This is a genomic window from Pedobacter sp. 01T416_2, from assembly GCF_056398925.1.
On the sequence record NZ_JBFTQI010001200.1, the window covers coordinates 1 to 1,091 of the forward strand.

Genomic DNA, 1,091 nt, shown 5'->3' on the forward strand with positions numbered 1-1,091 from the left:
GAATCTTCAGCCAAATTATAAAGATGCCAAAGCCAAAATGGAGGATGCTTATTGGGCAGCGGTAACCAGGGTTGTGGTACAGCCGATTATTGTAAACAGCGGCATGTACAAATTAAGCGCTGATTATTTTCAACAGCAGATCGATCAGTTTATTGGAAATTACTCGAGAAATAAGTTTGTGATATTTTATGGCGAGGCCCAGGCAACAGATCAAAAAATTGTTCCCGATCAGGTATTGAGTTTAAACTTTGATGATTTTGTGGTAGGCCAAACCTATGTAAAAGAAAGGGTAGAAAAGTTGAAACGCGACAGTGTGGTAATTGGCGAAACCCGTGAGAAAAAACCAATTTACGGCACGGTTAAAGCCACCTTAAGTATTTTCGAAAAGAACATCTCTTCGTCGGGATTATTGGATATGAGCATTACCGATTGGAGCACAAAAAAACTGGTACGCCAGCAGAAATTCCCTGGAACTTATGTATGGAGAGATAATTGGGCAACCTATAAAGGTGATGATAGGGCGCTCAGTAAACAACAATTGGCCATTACCCGAAGGAGGGAGCAACTGCCTCCACCACCCAGTGCTTTGTTTTTAGAATTTACCAAACCCATTTACAACCAGCTGGTTGATGATATCAGTTATTATTATAATAATTACTAGGACTTAACCGCCCTGTTTATGGATGTAGTATAGCAATGTCTTTTGTTGAGGTAGTATCGTAAGGCGATTTACCTCAGATGCTGTCATGTTGAGCCTGTCGAAACACTTTAAAGCGTATTTATGCAGGTCCTTCGACAAGCTCAGGATGACAAATCTATATTTATGATATACCTCTATCCTGAGATAGTGCTCAAGCAAGCCCGCTAACAGGGTGAGGTGGTTGTAATCCCTGCGTTAAAATAAAATATCGTTGCAAAGCCCTAAAAATATAATGGCTAATATTGCAGTGATGAATACCGGCTTATACAATCCTTTCCAAAACTTCGATTTTTTATACAAAATCTGCTTCCTAAGCGGCAAAACTTTTAATTCGCCTGTTGTTCAGGTGCCGTTAATTCCAAAATGGTTGTTAGCACAGGCTGGTTTAAGT

The 1,091-nt window shown here is 40.0% G+C and carries 1 pseudogene; it reads left to right on the forward strand.

Annotated elements, in window-relative coordinates:
• Positions 1–661, forward strand: a pseudogene (locus AC1DPQ_RS28535) (hypothetical protein); the annotation flags it as partial.
• Between the last annotated feature and the right edge of the window lie 430 nt (positions 662–1,091).